Below are 21,613 nucleotides of genomic sequence, written 5' to 3'. Positions count from 1 at the left end.
CGAAAACATAGGTCGTTCGTCAACCTTCAAGGCTTGGCCGTCTCTCCAAATCAAGCCGCGCTTTTCAATTTACGAGCCGTTGCTGCACTGACCGTCACATTGTGCAAAGCGGATTGAGCAGCCATGACCCGTTCTTGAGAAGCCTCCCACGCCAAATCGCGGGCTGCCTCGGTGCGACCTGGCAGCCGTAAGGCAATGAAAACCATCAGCGCGGTGAACAAGATCAATGCCGCAGAGATAGAGAAAACAGTCTGCGGCGGCACATAACGAATGATGATGATTACCAGAGCAGGTGCCAATAAGCTGCCCAAAGATCCGATGGCCGCCTTAATGCCCATCGCCCGCGAGCGGTGTTCTTCTGGAGTGATGTCTAGGTAAGCGGCACTTAAGGCCGGATTCACCAAGGCTTCGCCAAACCCGGCGATGATGAAGGCCGCAATAATCATCCAGTAAATATTTGTAAACATCAGCCCAACATACTGAGCAGAATGCAAAATGAGGCCGATGATGAGGATTGGTTTACGCCCCAACCGGTCACTGGATTGACCCAGCACCAGACTACCAATCAGCGTGGCCCAGCCATAAAAACTGATCGCCGCGCCAAACTGCGCCGTGGACCAGCCTAATTCGTCAAAGACGTAAAATGGCAGTTGCGGATCGATGAAGAACCAGGCAAAGATCATGCTTAAGTTAATGAAGAGCAGGGTGCCAAAAGCCAACAGTGGCTGTGGCAGCGAAGCCATGAAAGAGACGCTTCCACTGAGCGAAGTCGAAGCGGCCGTTCCCGTCTCAGGTACCAATCTTGCGGCTCGCTTCTGGATGAGGGTTTCTCGACGCCTTTCCTCCCTGGTGTGGGTTTCAGGGATAGCGAAAAAAGTGATTAGGAGCGTGAGAAGAGCCAGGCCAATTGAGGCCAGGAAGGGCGGGCCGTAGCCCCACTTGTCGTAGAGCAAACCGCCCACAACCGGCCCAACGATGAAACCGGCTGACGTGCCGCCACCGATGACGCCGATCCAACGGGCACGCTCATCTTCGGGTGCAATATCGGCGACAAGCCCCATTGTCGCTGGCCCCAGCCCCGCCGTCAGCGCCCCGGCCAGGCCGCGAATAACAATGAACACCAATGAAGTGGCCGCTAGGTAATAGCCAGTGAAAGCGACCGTAAAAACTGCAAATGAACCAAGGATTAACGGCCGTCTGCCAAAACGATCGGCCAGCGACCCCATAAACGGCGCCGCAATCACCCCCGCCAGCGAATAAGCCATCACGCTCGTTGCCAGGACTGCTACGCTGTCGCCAAAATCCCCGATCTTTCGGGCAAAGAGAGGGAAGATCATCCCATAGCTGGTCATTTGGAGGGCCGTACAAATCGCCAACAGGATGATGATGCTCCGGGCGCGGCGAGGATTTAGGCCGGGCGTTGACACCGTTGTCGCCTGCACGATTTTCCCCATGTGGGTGTGGTTTCTGGGCCGATTCATACCCTTGCTCCCAGCTCCACAAGCAATGTGGCCAGGTCCATGTAAATGGTCTCCCGTTGAATGAGGCCCCCACGCACGTCATAAATGGTCACCCCCCTAAACTGAATCGTTCTCCCCGTTGGATCGAGCCGTTCCTCAAAAACTGGCGGACCCAAAGGCCCTGTGTGCGTGCCAGTGAAGACCCACTCCGTGACGACGACTTCTTCGGCGGAAATCGTACGCTTCACTTCGTAATCTATCTCACTGAAACCAGCAAACCAGGCTGGGAAGAACGCGGCACTTTCTACTGCCGAGCTGGGCGGGTTCTCGAAAGCATCACCGTAAACCCAATCCACCACGTAATCCTTTACATGCAGAGATTTCATGGTTTCAATATCTTGTGCCGACAGGGCAGCCACAAACTGTGAAACAACCTCGAAGGCAGAGGGATTGTTTATTGAAGTTTCACTTTTCATTTGCCTTTCCATTTGTTAAGCAAGGGCAATATGCTCTAAGCGATCTTTTCTGCTGGAACCTTGCCGCTGCGCCACAGAAGCCAAAGGGCACCGACGCCCATAATAGCAATGATCCAGTTCACCAGACCACCCAACCAGGGAATCGCAATCACAATCACAACCAGCAATAAACCCAACAGAAGCGACCAATATGGCGTGTCGGCTAGTGTGGGGCTTACTCGCTGCAATATTTGCTGGCCAACAAAATAGCCGACAATGATTTTGGTGAGATAGAGCAGCACCAGCACGAAGGCCACCATGAAGGCAAGGACAGCTGCCAGCAAGATGAAAATGACTGCACTACTCAAATTGCCAAACTGGAGCGCACCTAGCAAAAGAGCCAGCAAGATGGCGGCTACAATCAGGACGACAATGATCACAGGCACACCAAAGTAGACGAGCGCACCCCAACCCAGGCTGGGTACAGGCTTTTCCCTTAGTTGTTCGCTGAGACTTGTAACGAAGTTAGGCGCCTGCCAGATAAGTAGCGTGCCTATCAGCACCAGGGTAATAAACCGTCGCACGTGCCGCCAGATACTATTTGCTGCACTTGGCTGCCCGTCAACGTCTACGCTCACAGCTTCGCGGGTGAAATCAACATCACCCTCAACTGCGCCAGAGGGAATGTCAAATGATTGGGGTGAGCGATAGGTGAAGTCCCCTCCAATTTTGGCAGCGTCGTCTACCGTTAGCCCTGAGGGAACAACGGGCATGGATGGTGCGCCTGGCGTAAATTGGTAAGGATTCACTGGGGGAGCTGAGTCTTCACCGCCAACTTCTGCGGTCATGTTGCCAGCGATACGGCCGTTAACCTGCAAGCTATTTACGCCTATCCACACATCTTCATTTACATCCCCTCCCAGAAGTGCTTGAAAACCGGCAAAAACCAGGTCATTGCTCACCAAGCTGCCAGATTTACCGTGCAAACTGTAACCGGCAGCAATCAAATCACCACCAATTTCTGCCCCTTCACCCAAATCAATCGCCGTCGCCCCAATGCGAGCATCGTCGGTGACAATGCCGTTAATCTCTACAAATTGGCCACCCGCCAACAAATCCCCTTCAATCGTGCCGTTAATAACAATCTCCGCAGCGGCAACAACTAAATCCCCTTTGATCGTGCCGTCGAGGACAAAGTTATTCGCAGCCACATATAAATCATCCTCAACCACTTCGCCCGCTTCAATGGTTATATTGTCGTCGCCGCGCCCTTCAAATGCCATGGCCGAGGGCACAAACATAAATAACAACAGACTCATCAAAACGATTAGCCTTACTGTTTTGTGCAATCGTAAATGGCTCATTTTGCTCACTCCTTGGGTTGTGTTTGGCTGTCAGCTTTCAACCAGCAGCTATTCAAACCTCATTACTCTTTCCAACTTCATATCAGGACTGGCAGTCCTTAACCATAACAAAGCAAAACCATGCGATTTTCAGAGGACTGCCAGTCCTATGTGTATAGTTTTCCAATTTCTTCATATCCAAGAACAGGCTCTCAGGTTAAGGATGCAGCAAACGATGCGAAGTTGCTGTTTGGTTCGGAGCCGCGATACTTGAGCTGCTCGACGACTGTCGCCCCTGCTTCCTCCATTGCCTTTGCCATTTGGTGCAATGTTGAGCCGATGGCCAACTTGTAGGTACAAAAGACGACGGCATTCTTGCCTGCTAGGTCTCCCAGCCGCTCAATGAACTGCATCGTTCCTTCTGTGGGATGTTGCCGAATGATGAACAAACCCTTCACCCAACTCCCGATGCAAATGAGATCAGCTTCCGACACCTCGGCCGGGTCAGCCAAAGATATTGATTGGACGCGACACTGGTGACCCTGTGCTTCCAAAGCTTTGCCCATTGCCTCTGCCGCCCTGGCGGTGGTGCCAGTACTGCTGTCATAGACTATCGCAATATTCATCTGAATATCTCCTTGTCTGTCAAGCTCCTTTCTCCATTTCTTTCTCAATCATCTGTTCTGTAATAGTTGATTCACCAGCAAAACCGAAGACCCGCAAAGCATGAAGCAGTACTGCAAAGCCCCATCCCATGAGCGGCCATATGAACCAAAGGTATTCGGTGGACGTGCTGAAATTTATGAGCATGAGCAAAACAGAAACAGCGATGTAAATTGTTAGATGACGGTAAAATCTGACCTTTTCTTCTACTCTTTTTTTAGCTCTCTGGTAGGCTTCCTGATTTTGCATTAGTTTTCTCCTGTATGAATAAACCTCCCGGAGGTTTTCACCCGAAACGCTCTATTGGACAGAACCTCCGGGAGGTTGGTTTTCACACCTTCGAGGTGCGCCGTGGCGCGTGTTGTCCTCTTAAAAATTATTGGTTTGGTCTGAGCAATATTTTCCCGCCCGTCATTTGGTCCAAATAGTCCTGAACAGCTTGTTTGGCTTCCTGGAACGGATATTGGGCGCGGATTTTGCTTTTTAGCTCTGTTGCCATCAGCTTTTGGGCGCGCCGCCATAGCATCAGAATTTGAATTAAATTCATCTTGTTGATCCACGGCCCCAACCAGAAGCCATTTAACGTCTTGTCTTCAAAGATTAGATGATCGGGTCCCATCTGTGGTGCTTCATAGGAAAGGCAGCTGTACACAGTAACTTTGCTATGTTCTGGCAGCGCGTCCAGGAGTCGTCGCGTCATCGGCCCGGCAACGGCATCAAAGGCCAGGTGGGCATCCGCCTGGTGGCAGGCATCATGGAGTTGTTGGTCGAAATCATCCTCGCTGCTGTTCAAAACGATGGCTGCGCCTTGTTCTTTGAGAAGCGCCACTTGTGCATCACGACGAACAACATTGATGACCTGCACGCCTTCGCTGCGAGCCAAACGGTTGACCATTTGGCCGAGGGAGCTGGCTGCGGCCGTTAGTACAATGGTTTTGTGCCCGCCCTTTTTGGCAATTTCCAAAAAAGCGCAGGCTGTCAGTGGATTGACCATAGACATGGCTCCTTGCTCCAGACTCACCCCGTCATGTAAGGGCAAGGCGCCGCCCTTCGCCGTCGTCACCACATACTCTGCCCACATGCCGCTCCCGTTCCCCTGACTCAAACAGGCAACCCGTTTGCCCAGGAAATAACGCCCCGCCATGCCCGGCCCAACGGCAACAACCGTCCCCGAACCTTCCCCTCCGGGAACGACCGGAGGTTGGTTTTTGAACCCGTAATTGCCGTCCAGGTAGGCCAAATCTGAGGGATTGATGGGTGAGGCGGCAACTTTGACCAAAACTTCGTCTTTGCCCGGCTTTGGTACCGGGCGTTGTTCAACCCGGAGTGCTTCAACACCGGAAAATGAATCTAATACAACGGCCGTCATCTCCTCAGGCATTTGTAATTTTGTCATCGTACTCTTCCTTTTTTTCATTCATGGTGGTGCGGCCTGCGTATGGGTGTCTTCTCAGGTGAATTAGGCCACTCGTTTCTTACGACGCCGCAGGATGAGGAACAGACCCAAACCGATGATGCCCGCAAATACGAAGGGCAACCAACGCGGCGGCGCGACAGCCTCCGGCAAATCAGCAGGCTGCACCTTGGCATCTTTCCATTCAACCAATGCAGTGGCATTCGCCGTTTTGGCATCGGTGAAGTCGGCGCCAGTCACGTCTACCGCGATGAGACGGCTCTCACTGAGATCTGCCCCAGTCAAATCAGCCTCGTGCATGTCAACGGCCGTTACCTTTGCACCGGTCATATCTACACCCCGCAGGTTAGCGTTACGCAAGTTGGCACCCCCGATCCGTGCTTCCTCAAGCTGTGCATTTGCCAAATTGATGTCGGCCATGTCGGCAAAAGCCAGCGTCGCATGAGCGAGATTGCTGTCGTGCAGGTCAGCTCCCTTTAGATTTAGTCCCATCAGCTTAATGCCCGACAAATCCAGTCCACTCAAATCTGCGCCTGCCAAATCACGCTTTTCTTGGAGGCTTTCCAGAATTTCTTCACGAGATTCAAACTTCTTCATTGTTTCAGTTTCCATTTTTCATTCTCCTTTTCATTTGATACCAACTATCAACCTGTTCTCAACTCTGGCATTGCACTCTCTATTGGTTGCGTTATCGCCCCAGCCATCTTCGACAGACTGAACAGTTTCCACCCCACCACGAAATTGAAGATGATGATGGCAAAAACGGGGATCGCGCCGATTTCTGAGAGCGTGATGATGTTGCCAACCGCGCCAATGGTGCCAGCAATCCCCAGCAGTAGGCTGATTGCAGCAAAACCTTTGCCAAAGGTAGGGGAGCCAAACATGGCGATGCTCAGAAACAGCATAGCAATCGGCACGACCAGAATGCCTACAGCCAGCGATGATTCATGTATTGCCTGGCTTCCTTGCCACATCAGCCCCAGCGTGGCCTTATCCGCCACCGTTGTCTCGGCTGCGTAATAAATGTCAGCCAATGGCATGACGCCGATATGGGGCAGCGCACCAACCATAAGAATGGCAAGACCGAGAATGCCCAGAACGCTACCGAAGAGGGTAAATGCGAGGTTGGTTCTGCGGAGGGCGTAATACAGGGCAAGGAAGGCTGGCACCCAAAAGATGACACCCATTATGTAGACGGTGTTTTCTAAAATTCGTGTCGTTTTGATGTCCGCGAACCTGGTAACCCATTCTTCCCATGTTGCCGGGTCGGGTGGCATCATCGTGATGACGATTGCCATCGCGGCAATGAGCAAAACAGATCCCAACATGCCAGACAATCCTCCCCAACGTAACACATCTTTTTCCTGTTTCATCATCTGTGAACCATTCATTTTTTCTCCCTTTTTGGTAACGAGAACGGCCTTGCCTGCATAGCCGCCGCACTCCAGCAGCGCATGGGCGCGTGCGGCTACAATTGGCTTGAGCTTCCCCTCCTGCACGCCATCACTGCTCCGGCAGCGAAGCGACGAAATCAGCCACCAGATTATTAATCGCCCCTTCGTGCTGCCACGATTCGCTGCCGAACACGCCGTGCATGGGATCGGCCGTTGTCACAATCACCATGTCTAGATCGTGCAGCAGGATGATGTAGTTGCCGCCGTGCCCTGCCGCATAGTTAAAATCGTGACCCCCCACGCGGCCCGACCACCATTGATAGCCATAGCCGATATCACGAAAAGAGCCGTAGCTGTTCGAGCCGCCCCGCCTGATATTTGCCGAATAGCTTTGCAGCGAGTCGTTCACCCAATCGGCCGTAATCACCTGCTGGTCATCATATTGACCACCATTGAGGAAGCATTGGCCAAATTTGGCCATATCACGCGCCGAAACGAAGATGCCCATGCCGCCGAGGTGGTAGTTATCGGCATCGGGATACCAATCGCCTACTTTGCCGCCCAGCGGTGTAAAGAGATACTCTTGGCTAAATGACATGAGGTCAGTATCACAGGCTCGCGCCACGACCACCGCCAGCAGATGGGAGGTTAGATTGCTGTATTGGAACTCAGTTCTGGGATCGCTGGTGAGCGGAAAATCGACCAAGTGGGGCACGTGATGCCAGTTATCGCTCCAATATAAAATCTCCATGTAAGGGGGCGTGTACTCCTCGTCCGGGTAGCCGCCGCGCATCTGGAGCAAATCCCTGATCGTAATTTCCGCCTTACGCGGGTCCGTTATTTGATCGGCATATTCCGGGAAGAAATCAATCATTTTTTGGTCCACGCTGGACAGACAGCCCTGCTCCAGGGCGATGCCCACCAGGGCGGAGGTAAAACTCTTCGTGGCCGAGGCTCGGTCGAACTGCTCGTCAATCGAGCCTTCATTGAAGTACCCTTCGGCGATGAGACGGCCGTTCTTGACCACCAGCAGCCCATAGAGCGTCTCTAATTCGGCCGCATCATGATACATCTCTGCCACCAGCAGCGGATCAACCCCCTCTTCTTCTGGTGTGGAGAGTTCCCAGTCGCCGCCGGGCAGCGGCGTGTAGTCAATGGCTTCAAGTTCCTCCGCCGATGGGCCACCGCAGCCGACCAGCGTGAATATGATTAAAAAAACGCCGATTATTTGCATCGCTGTAAACGGCCGTTTGCCCCTCAAACATCTCTCTTTTTCGTCCATTTTCCCCTCCACAATAAAAACCTTTTCTTCTTTCAAATGCTGGGCAAATGCTGGGATGATGAACTCATTCAATATCAACGCCTCTACAACTACCCAGAATTACCGAGCTTGTATTCTTAGCATATGTGTCAGAGGGTATTAACGTCATACCCCGAAGGTGTTATTCAAGGGGTAGTTGGTAACGACTAAGTCGCTAGTTAGCCTAGCCCAAATGCGGCCAATACCAGAAAGATCATATGGAACAGGAAGTTCCCGATCCAGTGGAAGATCATTGCTAGCGGCAGGCTGCCCAGCGGTCCAAAAGCGAACGCGAAGCCTAGCCCGCTAACCAATATGCCCGGGAATAACCAACGCTGATAGACATGCTTCAACGTGAACAAAACCCCGTTTGCCACCCAATCCCAACGGCCGAAAACGCCCCGCATCTTGGGCATCAAGAACCCCCGATAGTAGAGTTCCTCGCCAAAGATATTGAAAACCAGCCCAATCACAAAGTACAACAGCACGAAAAGCCAGTTTCCCTGTAGTGCCACATCTGGGAATGCCTCTGCTACACCGGAAATCTGGACAGTGGGATTGCTCGCTGCGGGCCACCAATCAGGGGGCACAAAACCTGGGACTGAGGCTAATGCTCGGTTGGCCCCGCCCATCATCATGCTCAGTACCATCCCTGCGACCAAAACCGCCAATGCGATTAACCATGCCCGCCAGCCCTTAGGCCACTGCCAACGAATACGGTCACGCAGGGCGGCGACGGTCAACGCGTACCCCTCCCGTCTGAGCAAAAGCAGCCCGACAACCAGTTCCGCCCCGGGGCCCAGCACGATGACAGCTAGCAACACCCAGGTCGGCGTCACGCCACCCTCAGGGATGAACGGCCGTCCCACAATGTAGATCAGGAAGGAAAACCAAACTGCCGGCCAAGAAAACATAAAGAGGATCTGCCATAACTTATACTGAGGAATGTCATGATCAAGAGTTCCTGAAACCCCTTCTCTTATAGCTACCATTTCTTTCTCCAAATTTTGAAGTCTATACCCATCTTTCCTTTGGCACGTTGCTTGTAGGTCTTTTCTGGATGAGCCACACCGCTACAATGATGAGCAGGAAAACCAACCCGATGGGCAGCAAGCCGAACTTGACCTTGGTCAACAGGTGGGCAAACTGCACTAGCCAATCAATCCGACCGGGGTACGCCAGGTTGCAAATCACCAGGCTTAGGTTTTCTAGCACGTCAGCCAGGCCAGAGATAAACGGGATCAGGCTGAGCCACTGTAGGCGATGATCTAAGGGCAGCAGGCGCACTAAAAACCAGGCACTAAGAAAGGCAAATGTCAATGCATAGCCGATCGGAAAAATCATATCTGGCACAAGGTGAAGGATAAGATAGGCTTGGCGGCCTTCCGTCCCCAGCGCCGCAAACAGCTCGTAAGCATCATCCGGTGAAAAGGCGTCTCGCAAATCCAGGATCGGCAATCCCCCAGAATGCTCGACGATGGTCGGGTTGCTGAATGGCAATTTGGTGCCGTTCATGATGAACATCATCAGGCAGGTAATCGCCAGCAGACCAAGAATCGTCAGCCAACTGGTTTTGTACTGGATGAAGGTTAAGATTTTTTTCAACATCAGATTTCATTCCTTCTATCTAATTCGATGCAGGTGCCCATTTCTCTACGCCTTTTTAGCTGTGCTGACACTTCAATAATTCCTTGACGAAGGACCATCCCAACACTCCTTCTCGCTGGAAGCCCAATGACGCCATCATCCGCTGCGCCGGGACATTTTCTATGTCGGTAAAAGCCGCAATCTCCAATGAACGACACTCATTTCGCCTGAAGCGTCAAGGCCACATCATCAAACTGAGCAAACTCGCCAAAGCAAACCAGTGTCACCGCCTGCTCATTGATTTCCGTAATCAACGACAGCGAACGTCCCCGATTTTCTATCTCTAGGCGTGTACCCGGTTGGCCCAACGCCAGGGTGACCGCTTGCTTAGAAATAACGGCCGCATTGGGATCAGACGTCCACTGCTGTAGCAAATTGGCTGCGCTCGTATCCGGCCAAAAACTTAAATCACACTTGGTATCGCCCGGTTGCAAACCTTCACCCCCCACGTATTTGTCCTCAGGATAGGATTGCAGGATGACAAGTCGGCCGGGGTCTTCATAAGAGACGATCCAGCTATCCGGGATGAAGAGCGTCACGCCAACGGCCGTATCCTCATACACTTTGAAGCCCGGTGGCGGCGTATCGACAGGCAGCGGCGGGGTAGGTATGGGCATGGGTGCAGTCGGTGTTGCCACAGCCTGCGTTGGCGTTGCCGTGGCAACTACCGGAGGCGTGGCACTGGGGGGAACGGCCGTTGCCGCCGCCCCATCACTGCCACCACAAGCCTGAATCAGCAGAAGTATGAACAAATAGCCAAAACAGAGAATCTTCTTCATCTCCCCCTCCCAGTAGGGCAATGGTGTGCCATTGCTCGCACGCCATTGCCCTACGACATTTATTTACAATACCCGCGACACGACGAGAATGCGGCGAATGAGCGCGGCCACAATGAAGCAGACCGGCACGATGTTCAGTGCCGCCAGGCTAAATTTTGGCGAGGGTGCAAACTGCACATCTTTTAACAGGACGGCAATGAAAACAACGATAGGGGTTCTAAACAAAGTTCTTTGTGAACGAACCCTTACTGGTAGACCGTTCGCTTAAAAAGCTGCATCCCGGCGATGACGATGACCAGACTGATCCCGGCTAGAATCAACAGGTTTTGCCAGACAACAGGATCAGAGAGGCTCCCCGTGTGGAAGATGACAGAGAGTGAGTCGGAAACGTAATAGTTGGGCATGAAGCGAGCAATGTTGCGGGTCGTTTCGTTGAAGACGGCCAGCAGCGCACCAAACATCATCATGGGCACAATGAATATCACCGAAAGCCCGCCTGCTGCGCCCGTATCTTTGGAGACAGAGGCTGTAATCAGCCCCAAGCCAACGGCCGAAATCGCTAACAGTGCCAGGAACAAGGCCGCCAGCAGCAAACCAGCCAGGCCGCCAAGCGGTTCAAATCCCAACAGCAGAGCCACTAACAAGACGATCAAACCCTGGACGGTGGCAATGATCATGTTGGCAATGATGTGGCTGCCCAGGTAAACGGTGGGAGAAACGGGGGTCGCCTGGACGCGCTTCAGCAAGCCAGATTTGCGGTATTCAACCAGTGCCAGAGCGACGATCATGCCCATATAAATGATGGCATACCCCATCGCACCCGGCAGCAAATAGTCAAAGTGGCTCATTTCCGAGGCATAGCCATAGTAATCGTTTCTTATGTCGCCAAGTGCCAGATAAAAGACTAAAGTTAGCCCAACCGGCATGAGCAGCAAGATACCCAGGGTCATCGGGTCGCGGTACAGCTTCTTCAATTCAACAACAACCAATGCTCGCATCGTTTGCAGATTCATCTTACATTCCCTCCGCGATCCGGCGGCCTGTAATCTTGAGAAAGACACCTTCCAGATCGTCAACTTGATGTTCTTCCATGAGTGCCTTGGGGGTATCGAGGGCAATCAATTCGCCATAATCAATAATGCCCACCCGGTCACTCAACGTCTCGGCTTCTTCGATGTAATGGGTTGTCAGAATGACGGTTTTCCCTTCGTCTTTGAGTGAGGCGATACGTTCCCAGGTGCGGCGGCGGGCACGGGCATCCATGCCCACAGTTGGCTCATCCAAAAAGACAATTTCTGGATCGCTGATCAGGGCGATGAGCAGGTTCAACTGGCGCATCATCCCGCCGCTGTACCCCTTGGCCTTGCGGCGGGCGGCATCGGCAAAATCTGCCTGATTAACCAGCTCGGCCGCACGTTCCTTGATGAGCTGTGGGTTCATGCCGTGCAGGTTGCCAAAGAGGATGAGGTTTTCCATTCCGGTGAGGAATTTGAAAACGGCCGCTTCCTGCGGACAAACACCAATCTGCGCTTTTACTTTTTGGGGTTCCCTGGCAATGTCATGCCCAGCAATTTGCGCTGATCCGGCGGTCGGCTTCAACAGGCCACACAGCATACTAATCGTTGTTGTTTTGCCTGCGCCGTTTGGCCCTAGGAAGCCAAACATTTCACCCTTGTGGATATTTAGGTTGAGATTGTTTACGGCCGTAACGTCCCCATACTTCTTCACCAGACCGTTGATAACAATTTCATTTTGTGCCGCGAATGTTTCAACGGTTTCAATTTTTTGTTTACCTTTTATAGGCTGAGCATGGATAACTTCTTCTTGTAGCTGCATTTGAATAGACTCCTTTTTAAAGTGACGCAGAGAGCAGAAGGGCCAGGCTGGTTCGGGTAGCTTTCTACCTGTAGGATATTGGCGAGGGGGTATTACTGTCATACCCCGAAAGTGTGATCCAGGGGATTATTTGGGATGGGAAGGTCACAGGGATTCATCGTGTTTGGGGGAGGGCACACAAAGAATTTGCAAAAAACTGGCACACCAAAGGAGAATCTGAAAATTGTGGCAAAGTGAGTATAATCAAGAACCACCAAAAATTAACGACATCCAGGAACTACAAACCAAATCATAGAGCCTTGGGCTAAATATGATTTGGTACAAGCAAAGAAAAAGGAGTGTGCCCAATGGCGGAGCAGGCTGGCTTGAATCCCAAAATTGCTGTGCTGCATTATCATGGTACAGAGCAAACTGAAGAACAAGTAGAGCTGTTAGGCAGTACAGTTCACATTCATCATATAGGTTGTGATGGTGATTTGGACAAAATGGCAGCACAAATTGAGGCGCAAGATGGTCAGGTTGCGGCCATTGCACTGACTGGTGTTGCCAAAACTTTGCGCCTGGGCAAAGCACGCGTCCAGCATCCCGCCGCCGCGCCGCTCTTTGAGGCTGCCCAGCAAACGCCAGTTGTAGATGGGGCAGGTGTGCGCGCCGCGATGGAGCGTTGGGCCGTACGTCTGGCCGCCGAGGCCGAGCCTGGCATTTGGTCTCGCAAGCGGGTGCTGATGGCACCTGGTCTGAATCATGGAGGCCTTGCGATGGCGTTAAGCCAATACACGGAAGCGGTGCGCTATGCAGATCCCATTGTTTATTTTGCCTTGCCGCCTGTGCCCGGCGTGGGTAATTCTGAGACATTGCCCCGCGTTGCCGAACCTACTTTGAATCAGCTACGTGCCTACCCGTTCCGGCGGTTGTTCCCTAAAGCCGGTGAGTCTGTACGGCCGCGCAGCCCCAAGCTGTTTGAATGGGCAGATATTTTGGCGGGAAACGTAGCCGGGATTCGTCGGTACGGGCCACCGCAGCTTAAGCGGAAAGTTGTTGTGACCGAGGCTGTGACAGAAGAAGATGTGGCTGATTTGCGGGATCGGGGTGTTTCGGCGATTGTTACCACGATGCCCCCAGTTGATCGGGAACTGGCTCATTTGGAAGCGGCCGTTTTTGAAGCGATCCTCGTTGCTTTACGTCCAGACAGTGATGCTGCCCTTACCGAAAACACCTACCTCAACCTGATGGCTCAGATGAACTGGAAGCCTGGCATTAAATATTTGCAGCCAGAAGAGGCAGGCATCAATAAATTTGCCTTTGTTATCCACCCCCTATCGCCACGCTTTATTTACACGCATCCAAAATTCCGCTGGACGCGCTATCTGCCTGAGCGGCTGGTGGAGCGTGTGGCGGCGTATCTGCCCCCCATGTACGGCAGCCGCATTACCGGCATTGAAAGCCCCACGACCGGCCAAAAAATTGAAGGGTATATGATGTTCATTGGGGGCACGCCGCGCGAGCTGATGCGGCGCGACCCAGGGTTTGTTTACCGTCGCCTTATCCGCGCCTCGCGCATGGCAGAGCGGTATGGGGCGCGCCTGATGGGATTAGGCGCATTTACCTCTGTGGTGGGGGACGCTGGCATTACGGTGGCCCAAAAAGCAGATATTGCCATCACCTCTGGCAATAGCCTGACTGTGGCGGCCACCTTGGAAACGGCCAAGCAGGCGGTCGTGAAGATGGGTAACAGTCTGGACGACGCCCACCAAGGCAAAGTGATGGTGATTGGCGCCACTGGCTCAATCGGCTCCGTTTGTTCTCGCTTGCTGGCCCAAGCGGTGCCTAACATCGTGCTGGTTGCGCCACGACCGGAAAAACTCATTGCGCTTAAGCAAACCATCGAAGATGAAACGCCGGGGGCCAAGGTTACCCTAAGTACCACAGCAGATGATTACGTCGGCGATTGCGATCTTATCGTGACGACGACAACGGCTTTGAACACGCGCATTATTGACATAACAAAATGCAAGCCGGGGGCCGTTATTTGCGACATTGCCCGTCCGCCGGACATTACCGAAGAGGAAGCAGCGTTGCGTCCAGACGTGTTGGTGATCGAATCTGGAGAGATTTTATTGCCGGGCGAACCAGATTTTGGGATGGACATCGGCTTACCGCCTGGCGTGGCTTATGCTTGTTTAGCAGAAACGGCTCTGCTGGCATTAGACGGCCGTTTTGAAGATTATACCCTCGGCCGCAACATTGAAATCGAGCGCGTGAAAGAGATTTACCGTCTCTATAAAAAGCATGGTTTGGAACTGTCTGGCATTCGCAGCCACGATCATTTCCTGACGGATGAAGATTTGGCGAAGAAGCGCGCCCTGGCAGATGAATTGCGTAACGATCCAGCCAAGCTGGCGGACGTACAGCGGCAGGCTGCGGCTGCACTGCCGGTAAAGGGTGGACGAGGAAGAGCAAAGCGGGGTGGCAACGGCCGTACCACCACCGTTGTGGCTAGTGCCGGGGCTGCGGCTTTGGCGGCCGCTGCGGCACTCTTCTTTTGGCGTAAAAAGTAGAAGTAGTGGTTGGTGTCTAGTGGCTAGTCACCAACTACCAGCAACTAGCAACTAACTACCAGCCACCAAAATCAGGAGACTTTTTATGAGCGAACAACCCTCAACCCGCTGTGCCGCCACCACCAAGGCTGGCAATCCGTGCAAAAATTCGGCATCAGAAGGTTCTGACTACTGCCATGTACACCAAAAGTTGGCCCAGCCAGCCGCTGTGCCTGCTGTGAGCGAAGCCGAAGCAGAACTGTTGACCCGGAAAAAGGAGCTGCTAGCGGAGCTGGATGAACTGGTAGCAGATTTGAAAACGGCCGTTCCCGCCGACAGTGCCTCCCCGTACAACCCCCTCGGTCTGTTGACCTATTTGCGCCAAAATCTGAGCCAGTTTACGCCAGAAATGCAGCTAGGTATTCTGCAAAACTTTGAGGGCATGACCCGCGAAGATTTGATGGACATCGAAACGTGGAAAGGGATGGCTTACATGCTCAGCTACTCGGCCCGCTTCCAGGCCAGCCAACTGCGCGAAAAGATGAATGAGCAACTGCCTAAACCGCTCCAGCCAGATACGATGCTGAATTTTGTCAAAACCAATGTAGATCGCTTTACGCCCGACGTCGCCAAAGGCATTATGGATAGTCTGCAAGGAGCCACCCGCGAAGACTTAATGGACCCGGAAACATGGAAGGGGATGTGGTATATGATCAACTACTCTGTCCAGTTTCAGGCAGAACAGCTCAAGCAAAAGTTAACCGGGGAAACAGATGAAGACTAGAGCGGTCAGGTAATTGCAGATGGCTTATCAAGACGAAGCGCAGCTTTACGGATATTTGGAAAACTTATTTAATCGCGTTGAGGCAGATTTGCCGCAGGCAACTGAGTCATTGCTAAAGGCAAAGTTGTGTATTCGTTTCAATGTGTCCAGGCCAGATGCGGCTTTGGTGATTAATGCAAAGCAACGGCCGTTGCAAATTGAATACGGCCGTGCCAACAGCCACAAACCTGACCTCGATGTAGACGTCACGGGTGATGCGCTTCACCAAATTTTGCTAGGCCAGCTTAGCCTCACCAAAGCCGTCGGCAGCAAAAAAGTGAAGCCCAAAGGCCCCGTTTGGAAAGTAATGGCCCTGGCCGACCTGTTTTATCATGCTCAAAAAATTTACCCATCCGTTTATGCAGAACAATAACGGCAGGTAACGCAAAATGAGTGATACAACTAATCAACCGACTAAGAGTGAATTCATCACCCGGATGAATGATGGCCTAACCAAATTTTCAGCCTTCCTCAATCAATTTTCTGCAGAGCAGCTGATGGAGCCAACGGACACAGTTGGCTGGAATGCACGCGATCATATTGTCCATATGGCCGTTTGGGCCGACGGCATCGCTGCCTTGCTAAGCCGCAAAGATCGTTGGGATGCGATGGGTATTTCTGCCGAGCTTGGTGAAAGTGGGGATTTTGATCGGATAAATGAAGCGATCGCGGTGCAGCATCGCCACCTTTCTGCGGTAGAGGCACGCAGTTGGCTGCTGGCTGCCCATGAGCGTCTGGTAACAGCGATGGAGCCGCTTGATAATGCCGGTTTGCAGCTGCCTTATGAGCGTTTTGTACCGCCATTTTCAGGCGACGGTGGCAGCCCGGTTTTAAGCTATATTATTGGCGATTCGTATGAGCATTATCAGGAGCACATGCCCTGGATCGAGGCAATTATCCGGGGAGCGTGAGGTCGAACAAGTTTGGGGAGGAAAGGGCCAGCCACAAAACGGCCGCTAGAGCCAACCCCACCATGATTTGCAGCCAAAGCGGATCGGTGATTATCGTTTGATTATGCTCTTCATCTGGTTTGGCCAGAAGGGTTGCAAGCAAGCGCAACGTACCCGCCGCACCTATCCCCAGACCCAGCAACGCCACTGCTGGCAGCCACCAGGGAAGATTTCCACTTTGAGCAAGATTGCCAACGGCCGTTAACAGTTGCCAATGCCCCGCAAATCCCAACGTAAACGGCAGTCCCAGCAGCGAGAACAGCCCCACACCAAATAGTGCCAAGCTGAACGGTGAGAGCCGCCCCAACCCAGCAGGCAATCGATCTGTTGGGAACTGCGGTTGATGCCGCCTGAGCAGCAACCAGCCGCCAGCTACTAGCAGCAAGCTCCCAAACCGCCCAATTTGCAGGGTAACGGCCGTTTCCCAGCCAATTTGCTCTGGCAGCAAAAACGCCAAAATTGTGAGGGCCATATCCAGCAGCAAAATGTTGCCAATGACTCGCCGCAGGTGAACGGCCGTCACTGCCAACACCCCCGCCACCAGCAGCGTTAGCCCACTGCTTAACATAATGAGCTGCCGGAACGTTGTATCTACCAAATTGGGATGGATAGTGAGCTGTTGAAACAGCAGTGCCAGCGGCACGATGGGTGCCCAGCCCACCACCAGCACCAAAGGCAGTGGCTCGGCTTCGTTGGCGACAGCTTGCAGCCAGACGTGAAAGGGAAAACCAGCCAGCAGCAGCAGGGTGGCCAGCCCGGCCAGCTCACCAGACGGCAGCAGCCAATTAGTGGGCTGCGCCGTAAGCTGCCAATCGGCAATGAGCAGTAGGGGCATGGCGAGCAATACGGCCAGCAAATAACGAAAGCTCCCGCGTACCGAGCCTGCGCGGCCCGACTGCACGGTAAGTGCCAGCGCACCCGCTGCCAGCAAAACGAGCACCATCGCTACAGAAAAAGTAACCGCCAGCAAGCTAGCAGCCAAAAAGGCAAAGCCAATCAATCCGCCCGCTACAAACCAATCGCCCGAGGGAAATATGATAGCCAGCCCAAATAAAATAAATAACCCAGCCAGCATGAGCAGTAGCAAGGTTTGGTTTTGTGATGTGAGGAGCATGGGCTGGCCCCAAAAGACAACGGCCGTTTCCAACACCGACACCGTTCGCAGCCACAGCCACAAAACGCCGCTGGTTAGGGCACCTGCTGCCGCCATCAACTGCGGCTGGCGCGCCAGCAGGCGAACCACCAGCGCGGCAATGAGAGGCGTAAAAAGGAGTGTTTGCAGAGTGGTCATGGTTTGGAAACTAGAGATGATAAGCCCGCAATCTCTGATCTCCTTCTAATCAACTAAAGCTGGAATCGCGTGCCGCATCTGAACCAGATAGGCAACCACCAGTGCCAGCACTAGGTTAACTGCTGCCAAGACGATGAGCATCGTGGCGGATTGGTCGAGTGCGCTGTAGAAAAGCTCAAAGCCCGTGAGGAACATGAAGAGGCCCATGCCAGCCTTCAGCGGCTCGCTGGTGAGTGCCAAACCGAGCAAGCCCAGCACCACGAGTGCCAAAATCGCTAAGGACAGGTACGATAAGCTGTTGGCGATGGCCGGTAGGGCAAAATCGGACTGCTGGAACAGGCTATTGATGAGTCCCAGCATGAGCAGCACCAGCAGCAAGCGCAAGGGTAGTGAGGTTGGAATGCGTAACGGGCCAACCTGAAATGTGCGTTCTGGCGCGACATTTTGCAGCTCGTCTGCGGCGACGTCTGGCGGACGGCCGCCCCAATTCACTTGCCTTGCCGTAAAGTACAAAATGAGGCAGGCAAACCAGCCCCCCAGCAGCTTTACCATCGCCAGCCGGGGATCAAGCAGGTCCACAAACAGCAGCCCAGCGAAAAAATATTGGGCCGCCAATGCTGCCAACGCCAGTCGCCAATCCCAAATAATGATGACGAGAACGGCCGTTACCAAAACCGCATACGCTGCCGGAAACCCGCGCAGCCCTTCAAGCCGTTCTAGCCAGTCGAAAATTGTTGGAAAAATCATAACCTTCAAAATAGTTAATGGTTAATGGTAAATTTTTAACGGTTAACAATTAACCATTTACTATTAACCATTTTCTAGCCTATTAGAATAATAATCACCGCCAGCAACAGCAGCCACAATAACCCACTATCCCCATCCAAGACGTCGGCGGCATCGTTAACGGCCGTTTGCAAGCCAATCCCCAACTGTTTCAGGGTGGGGAGCCTGTTAGCAAACGGGGGTTGTTCTGTACCCAACGCTTGCCGCAGCGTCAGCCGCACATCCTGGGGTTGCCCAACCAATCGGGGTAGAAAAATGCCGGCAACGGCCGTCAACGCCAAAACGAGCAGCACCAGCAGTGGCACGGCTGTCCAATCGACATTGCGCACGCTAAGCAGCCCCATCGCAGGCAAAATCGGCGAGGCTTCGCGTAGCCAATCTTGCGAAGTGCGGCTTGTGTTTGTAGCGGCACGGTTTGGCTTGGTAAGTAACCAAATGCCTGCCATGATGAGTGGGATATGCAGCAATCCCAGCACTAGCACCAACGCCCAACGGCCGTCTGCCAGCCAACTGCTATACAGCCCAGCCCGGCTAGCAAACGTGGCGGTTAATGGTGCGCCTGCCAATGAGGCCAATGCCACGCTGCCTACGGCCGTTCGCACATAGTTGTGAATCGTGGGCTGTTGCACCAGCAGGTAGAGTGCGCCGCCAGCCAGCAAAATGGTCCGTAGTTCCGCCAAAACGCCTGCAACGCCCACCCAGATGGCCGCCAGCAGCAGCAAATGGCTTTGCGCCAGCAACAGAGCGGTAACGGCATAGCCGGGCAAATGAAGCCGATTCCAGGCAAGCTGCACACCCCGGAAAAAGCCAACCAGTCCCAATACAGTCAGCAACAGGCTGACGCCAGGGCTCAACTGGGCCACTGGCAGCAGGCGAACGAGCAGCAGCGCACCTGCCAGTGGGGGGAGCAACGGAGTGAGCATAGAAACGGCCGTTCCCCCCTCTGCTGTTTTGGGTTGCCACAGGGGCAAAGGCCAAACGTTTAGCAGTAATGCAGCGGCCAACAGGCTGGTGCGGCTAGAGCCGATAGGCCACGCTAGCAGCAGCCCCATGAGCAAAATAGCCCCCTTAAAAAGAAAACGATTGCTCCGTTCCCCGGCTAGCCACAGCATGGCCAACCAACTGGCCAGCAGCAGCGTTAGCCCAGCCAGCAACCCTGTAAAGCTGTCTGACCAGACGGCCGTCAGTGCAGCGGCTGTGAGCAAAAGAATGCTAGCAGGCGCAGCGGGTTTGTCAGCCAAACTGCCTGGTTGTAGGTAGGCGTAGAGGGAAACGGTCGTTGCTACCAGCAGCAGCCAAATCGTTATCCCCCAGCTTGACGAGTCAATGCGCCAGGTCCAATCTGGCAAGATGCCATTGGCAGACCAGGCCAGGAAGGTGGTCGTGAGCGGCAGTTGGGTACGCAAAATGAGCCAGGTAAGGAGCGAGATGCCCAGGAGGGGAACGGCCGTTGGCCACCCCCAATCTTTCTCAAAACGCAGCCAGACCACACAAACAGCTGCCCCCAGCAACAGGAGCCAAAATAACAGCGCAAAAATTTCCATACAGAGCGGCGATTGTAGCCCGGTGCCCCATTGCTGGCAAAGTGCCTCATGAGGGATTAAAATGGGCAGATGACTGAAAGAAATAATCCGCAGATTCTATCTTCTCTATGTAACTCTGTGTCTCCTCTGGGCAGCTCTGTGTTCCGCATTTTTCGTCATAGGTTGGCAGTCTTCAGTTTGGGCAGCCTGGTTTTGCTGTTGCTGATTGGCTGCGGCGGCTCGGAAGAAGCATTGCCGACTTTAGCCCCGCTGGTGGTGTTACCATCACCCACGGCTACCTCGCTGCCGCCCACGCTGGATATCAGCACCCGCCCGCCAGAAAGCGGCGTTGCTTCGGCTGGCGGTGGTAATGGTTCTGCTTCCGCCGAAGCTACCCCGAAACCAACCATCACGCCCACGCCTGTCAATCCGCTCATCAACATTAGCGATCCGAACCCAAACCAGTTGCTGACGCTGGGCAGCGAGGTAGAAGTGCGTGGACTGGTGCAAATGGAGTCGGATCAGTCGATTCAGGTCGCTTTGTGGTCTAGCAACAGCCGTTTGCTTACAGAAGTTGCGGCCGTTCCCAATGAATTTGGTTGGCAAACTTCATTTGTGCTGCCGCCCTACGTGAGCGGCGCAGCCACCATGCGGGCAAATTTGCTGGGCGCAGATGGCTCGATTTTGTCATCTTATGATGTGCCGGTTTGGCTCACGCTCAACAAGGAAACAGCCACCCGTTACCTGGAACTGTTCCGCCCCACCATCAACGCCAAAGCGGTGGGTGGCTTCAACATCTTCTTCGATGGCGAGATTTTGCTGCCAGTAAACCGCACCGTCACCATCTCAATTTGGGCCGATGATTGCCAGACGCGGGTGGCGCGGCAAAGTTTTGTGTTGGGTGCCAGCAATCGACCCGTTTATTGGCAAGGGTTTGTGGTGGTGCCGCAAGAGTTGGTTGGCCCCGCCTGTGCCGTGGCCAGCACGGGCGAGCCGGGCACAGAAAATTGGCGTGAAGCGTCTGTACCCATCAATGTGCTGGCCCAAACAGAACTAGAAGCGCGTGGCGTCACCATCGGCAACCCGCCACCCGACGATGAGGTGTTTGCAGGGCAAGAACTGTTCTTGTACGGCACGGCTTACAACGTAAGCGAAGGGCCGGTCAGCGTCTCGATATTGATGGAAAACGGCCGTGTTGTTAGCCAGACCAGCTTCAGCACAGATTATTGGGGTTATTGGGAAACGGCCGTTACCCTGCCCATAGACATCGAAGGTTTGGCAGAAATTACCGTTGCCGCTGGGGAAGGGGACACCTTTAATGAATCTACCACCATTATTCGGGTCAATCCGGCACCCACGCCAACGCCGGGACCGTGATTCGGTGAGCAGCAATCGGTAAACGGTAACCAGGA

At 53.5% G+C, this 21,613-nt stretch carries 23 protein-coding genes; 5 read left to right on the top strand and 18 right to left on the bottom strand.

Translation table 11 applies throughout. From position 1 onward, the window contains the following. Positions 1-50 precede the first annotated feature (50 nt). From ACOQPU_RS12195 to ACOQPU_RS12125, 15 genes are all read right to left on the bottom strand, one after another. Complete coding sequence (locus tag ACOQPU_RS12195) at positions 51-1,481, bottom strand: MFS transporter (protein ID WP_420645387.1); 1,431 nt, start codon at positions 1,479-1,481, stop codon at positions 51-53. Then, the gene (locus ACOQPU_RS12190; RefSeq protein ID WP_420645386.1) at positions 1,478-1,936 is read right to left on the bottom strand and encodes an ester cyclase; all 459 of its coding nucleotides are present in this window, start codon (positions 1,934-1,936) and stop codon (positions 1,478-1,480) included. The genes ACOQPU_RS12195 and ACOQPU_RS12190 overlap by 4 nt, the downstream gene beginning before the upstream one ends. Before the next feature lie 35 nt (positions 1,937-1,971). Further along, entirely contained in the window at positions 1,972-3,279 is a 1,308-nt protein-coding gene (locus ACOQPU_RS12185) for a hypothetical protein (RefSeq protein ID WP_420645385.1), read from the bottom strand. 191 nt (positions 3,280-3,470) lie between these two features. Continuing rightward, the gene (locus tag ACOQPU_RS12180; RefSeq protein WP_420645384.1) at positions 3,471-3,884 is read right to left on the bottom strand and encodes a flavodoxin family protein; all 414 of its coding nucleotides are present in this window, start codon (positions 3,882-3,884) and stop codon (positions 3,471-3,473) included. Between the two features lie 19 nt (positions 3,885-3,903). Beyond that, the gene (locus tag ACOQPU_RS12175; protein ID WP_420645383.1) at positions 3,904-4,170 is read right to left on the bottom strand and encodes a 2TM domain-containing protein; all 267 of its coding nucleotides are present in this window, start codon (positions 4,168-4,170) and stop codon (positions 3,904-3,906) included. Between the two features lie 127 nt (positions 4,171-4,297). Beyond that, positions 4,298-5,317, bottom strand: a complete 1,020-nt coding sequence (locus ACOQPU_RS12170) for a zinc-binding dehydrogenase (RefSeq protein ID WP_420645382.1) — start codon at positions 5,315-5,317, stop codon at positions 4,298-4,300. A 63-nt stretch (positions 5,318-5,380) separates the two neighbouring features. Beyond that, positions 5,381-5,947, bottom strand: a complete 567-nt coding sequence (locus tag ACOQPU_RS12165; protein WP_420645381.1) for a pentapeptide repeat-containing protein — start codon at positions 5,945-5,947, stop codon at positions 5,381-5,383. A gap of 32 nt (positions 5,948-5,979) precedes the next feature. Further along, positions 5,980-6,834: a hypothetical protein gene (locus ACOQPU_RS12160; protein ID WP_420645380.1), complete on the bottom strand. Its 855-nt coding sequence runs from the start codon at positions 6,832-6,834 to the stop codon at positions 5,980-5,982. A 4-nt stretch (positions 6,835-6,838) separates the two neighbouring features. Continuing rightward, positions 6,839-8,011, bottom strand: coding sequence for a serine hydrolase domain-containing protein (locus ACOQPU_RS12155; protein WP_420645379.1), 1,173 nt, complete (start codon positions 8,009-8,011; stop codon positions 6,839-6,841). A gap of 197 nt (positions 8,012-8,208) precedes the next feature. Beyond that, the gene (locus ACOQPU_RS12150) at positions 8,209-8,943 is read right to left on the bottom strand and encodes a CPBP family intramembrane glutamic endopeptidase (protein ID WP_420645378.1); all 735 of its coding nucleotides are present in this window, start codon (positions 8,941-8,943) and stop codon (positions 8,209-8,211) included. A gap of 100 nt (positions 8,944-9,043) precedes the next feature. Then, entirely contained in the window at positions 9,044-9,637 is a 594-nt protein-coding gene (locus ACOQPU_RS12145; RefSeq protein ID WP_420645377.1) for a hypothetical protein, read from the bottom strand. 197 nt (positions 9,638-9,834) lie between these two features. Continuing rightward, entirely contained in the window at positions 9,835-10,455 is a 621-nt protein-coding gene (locus tag ACOQPU_RS12140; RefSeq protein ID WP_420645376.1) for a hypothetical protein, read from the bottom strand. A gap of 63 nt (positions 10,456-10,518) precedes the next feature. Next, entirely contained in the window at positions 10,519-10,680 is a 162-nt protein-coding gene (locus ACOQPU_RS12135; protein ID WP_420645375.1) for a hypothetical protein, read from the bottom strand. A 20-nt stretch (positions 10,681-10,700) separates the two neighbouring features. Next, a complete protein-coding gene (locus ACOQPU_RS12130; RefSeq protein WP_420645374.1) occupies positions 10,701-11,468 on the bottom strand; it encodes an ABC transporter permease in 768 nt (255 codons plus the stop codon). Between the two features lies 1 nt (position 11,469). Beyond that, a complete protein-coding gene (locus tag ACOQPU_RS12125) occupies positions 11,470-12,291 on the bottom strand; it encodes an ABC transporter ATP-binding protein (protein WP_420645373.1) in 822 nt (273 codons plus the stop codon). A 347-nt stretch (positions 12,292-12,638) separates the two neighbouring features. Between ACOQPU_RS12125 and ACOQPU_RS12120 the strand changes: the two genes are divergently transcribed. The 4 genes from ACOQPU_RS12120 to ACOQPU_RS12105 all read left to right on the top strand — a co-directional run bounded on the left by ACOQPU_RS12120 (position 12,639) and on the right by ACOQPU_RS12105 (position 16,562). Further along, a complete protein-coding gene (locus ACOQPU_RS12120; protein WP_420645372.1) occupies positions 12,639-14,849 on the top strand; it encodes a serine carboxypeptidase in 2,211 nt (736 codons plus the stop codon). An 85-nt stretch (positions 14,850-14,934) separates the two neighbouring features. Further along, positions 14,935-15,612: a hypothetical protein gene (locus ACOQPU_RS12115; protein ID WP_420645371.1), complete on the top strand. Its 678-nt coding sequence runs from the start codon at positions 14,935-14,937 to the stop codon at positions 15,610-15,612. Positions 15,613-15,631: 19 nt separating this feature from the next. Beyond that, positions 15,632-16,024 (top strand): SCP2 sterol-binding domain-containing protein, encoded by a 393-nt coding sequence (locus ACOQPU_RS12110; protein ID WP_420645370.1) that lies wholly within the window; start codon positions 15,632-15,634, stop codon positions 16,022-16,024. Positions 16,025-16,040: 16 nt separating this feature from the next. Continuing rightward, positions 16,041-16,562, top strand: a complete 522-nt coding sequence (locus ACOQPU_RS12105; protein WP_420645369.1) for a ClbS/DfsB family four-helix bundle protein — start codon at positions 16,041-16,043, stop codon at positions 16,560-16,562. On the opposite strand, the gene ACOQPU_RS12100 is transcribed toward ACOQPU_RS12105, so the two are convergent. The 3 genes from ACOQPU_RS12100 to ACOQPU_RS12090 form a co-directional block, all read right to left on the bottom strand. Next, positions 16,546-17,892 (bottom strand): proton-conducting transporter membrane subunit, encoded by a 1,347-nt coding sequence (locus ACOQPU_RS12100; protein ID WP_420645368.1) that lies wholly within the window; start codon positions 17,890-17,892, stop codon positions 16,546-16,548. The two genes, ACOQPU_RS12105 and ACOQPU_RS12100, sit on opposite strands and share 17 nt — an antisense overlap. A gap of 45 nt (positions 17,893-17,937) precedes the next feature. Further along, positions 17,938-18,639 carry a hypothetical protein gene (locus ACOQPU_RS12095; RefSeq protein ID WP_420645367.1) on the bottom strand — a complete coding sequence of 234 codons (702 nt, stop codon included), beginning with the start codon at positions 18,637-18,639 and terminating at the stop codon, positions 17,938-17,940. A 74-nt stretch (positions 18,640-18,713) separates the two neighbouring features. Further along, positions 18,714-20,222, bottom strand: coding sequence for a hypothetical protein (locus tag ACOQPU_RS12090; RefSeq protein WP_420645366.1), 1,509 nt, complete (start codon positions 20,220-20,222; stop codon positions 18,714-18,716). 138 nt (positions 20,223-20,360) lie between these two features. Here ACOQPU_RS12090 and ACOQPU_RS12085 point away from each other — a divergent pair, with 138 nt between their 5' ends. Next, positions 20,361-21,578: a hypothetical protein gene (locus ACOQPU_RS12085; RefSeq protein ID WP_420645365.1), complete on the top strand. Its 1,218-nt coding sequence runs from the start codon at positions 20,361-20,363 to the stop codon at positions 21,576-21,578. Positions 21,579-21,613 lie beyond the last annotated feature (35 nt).

It is taken from the genome of Candidatus Leptofilum sp., from assembly GCF_965223285.1.
Classification (GTDB): Bacteria; Chloroflexota; Anaerolineae; order Promineifilales; family Promineifilaceae; genus Leptofilum.
The sequence above is the reverse complement of the archived record's forward strand: the minus strand, read 5'-3'. Positions and strand labels throughout refer to the sequence as shown.

Bases quoted from the DNA above. Each gene is read 5' to 3' on its own strand.
- ACOQPU_RS12115 (WP_420645371.1), top strand. From the start codon at position 14,935: ATGAGCGAACAACCCTCAACCCGCTGTGCCGCCACCACCAAGGCTGGC.
- ACOQPU_RS12190 (WP_420645386.1), bottom strand. From the start codon at position 1,936: ATGAAAAGTGAAACTTCAATAAACAATCCCTCTGCCTTCGAGGTTGTT.
- ACOQPU_RS12095 (WP_420645367.1), bottom strand. From the start codon at position 18,639: ATGATTTTTCCAACAATTTTCGACTGGCTAGAACGGCTTGAAGGGCTG.
- ACOQPU_RS12130 (WP_420645374.1), bottom strand. From the start codon at position 11,468: ATGAATCTGCAAACGATGCGAGCATTGGTTGTTGTTGAATTGAAGAAG.
- ACOQPU_RS12150 (WP_420645378.1), bottom strand. From the start codon at position 8,943: ATGTTTTCTTGGCCGGCAGTTTGGTTTTCCTTCCTGATCTACATTGTG.
- ACOQPU_RS12100 (WP_420645368.1), bottom strand. From the start codon at position 17,892: ATGACCACTCTGCAAACACTCCTTTTTACGCCTCTCATTGCCGCGCTG.
- ACOQPU_RS12090 (WP_420645366.1), bottom strand. From the start codon at position 20,222: ATGGAAATTTTTGCGCTGTTATTTTGGCTCCTGTTGCTGGGGGCAGCT.
- ACOQPU_RS12125 (WP_420645373.1), bottom strand. From the start codon at position 12,291: ATGCAGCTACAAGAAGAAGTTATCCATGCTCAGCCTATAAAAGGTAAA.
- ACOQPU_RS12170 (WP_420645382.1), bottom strand. From the start codon at position 5,317: ATGACAAAATTACAAATGCCTGAGGAGATGACGGCCGTTGTATTAGAT.
- ACOQPU_RS12145 (WP_420645377.1), bottom strand. From the start codon at position 9,637: ATGTTGAAAAAAATCTTAACCTTCATCCAGTACAAAACCAGTTGGCTG.
- ACOQPU_RS12120 (WP_420645372.1), top strand. From the start codon at position 12,639: ATGGCGGAGCAGGCTGGCTTGAATCCCAAAATTGCTGTGCTGCATTAT.
- ACOQPU_RS12175 (WP_420645383.1), bottom strand. From the start codon at position 4,170: ATGCAAAATCAGGAAGCCTACCAGAGAGCTAAAAAAAGAGTAGAAGAA.
- ACOQPU_RS12180 (WP_420645384.1), bottom strand. From the start codon at position 3,884: ATGAATATTGCGATAGTCTATGACAGCAGTACTGGCACCACCGCCAGG.
- ACOQPU_RS12105 (WP_420645369.1), top strand. From the start codon at position 16,041: ATGAGTGATACAACTAATCAACCGACTAAGAGTGAATTCATCACCCGG.
- ACOQPU_RS12195 (WP_420645387.1), bottom strand. From the start codon at position 1,481: ATGAATCGGCCCAGAAACCACACCCACATGGGGAAAATCGTGCAGGCG.
- ACOQPU_RS12185 (WP_420645385.1), bottom strand. From the start codon at position 3,279: ATGAGCCATTTACGATTGCACAAAACAGTAAGGCTAATCGTTTTGATG.
- ACOQPU_RS12165 (WP_420645381.1), bottom strand. From the start codon at position 5,947: ATGGAAACTGAAACAATGAAGAAGTTTGAATCTCGTGAAGAAATTCTG.
- ACOQPU_RS12140 (WP_420645376.1), bottom strand. From the start codon at position 10,455: ATGAAGAAGATTCTCTGTTTTGGCTATTTGTTCATACTTCTGCTGATT.
- ACOQPU_RS12110 (WP_420645370.1), top strand. From the start codon at position 15,632: ATGGCTTATCAAGACGAAGCGCAGCTTTACGGATATTTGGAAAACTTA.
- ACOQPU_RS12155 (WP_420645379.1), bottom strand. From the start codon at position 8,011: ATGGACGAAAAAGAGAGATGTTTGAGGGGCAAACGGCCGTTTACAGCG.